Annotated in this window: 1 protein-coding gene and 1 pseudogene; both read left to right on the top strand. The window is 70.7% G+C overall.

Annotated features, from left to right (window positions below):
* Positions 1-258 (top strand): annotated as a pseudogene (locus ACVCAH_RS38035) (short-chain dehydrogenase); the annotation flags it as partial.
* Positions 255-661: glycosyltransferase family 9 protein (locus tag ACVCAH_RS38030; protein ID WP_447141038.1), on the top strand; the 407-nt coding region annotated here is incomplete at its 3' end. The pseudogene ACVCAH_RS38035 and the gene ACVCAH_RS38030, both read left to right, overlap by 4 nt.

Raw genomic sequence — 661 nt, 5'->3', positions numbered from 1 at the left:
AAGTTCGGCGTGGTCGGCTTCACCCGCGCCCTCGCCGCCGAACTCGCCGGCACCATCGGCGTCACCCTGCTCATCCCCGGCGGCATGCGCACCGCCTTCTTCGACGACCGCGACCCCACCTACAAACCCGGCCCCGACGCCATCCTCAACGACCCCGCCGACACCGCCGCCGCCATCATGTTCGCCCTCTCCCAACCCGCCGGCTGCACCATCCGCGAAATGGTCGTCTGCGCCGAACAAGAAACCAGCTACCCGTGATCCTCACCCTCCGCGCCCTCGGCGTCGGCGACCTCGCCACCGCCGTACCCGCCCTCCGCGCCCTCCGCACCACCCACCCCCACCACGAGATCACCCTCGCCGCACCCACCTGGCTCACCCCCCTGGTCCACCTCATCGGCGGCATCGACCACCTCCTCCACACCCCCACCCTCGACACCCTGCCCTGGACCGGCCCACCCCCCGACCTCGCCATCAACCTGCACGGCCGCGGACCCCAATCCCACCAACTCCTCACCACCACCCGACCCCGCCAACTCCTCGCCTACACCAACCCCCCCGCCCGACACCACCACGGCCCCCACTGGCACGACCACGAACACGAAATCCACCGCTGGTGCCGCCTACTCACCTGGTACGACATCCCCACCGACCCCACCGACCT

The organism is Micromonospora sp. LZ34 (genome assembly GCF_052981855.1).
This window is presented reverse-complemented; position numbering and strand designations above follow the sequence as displayed.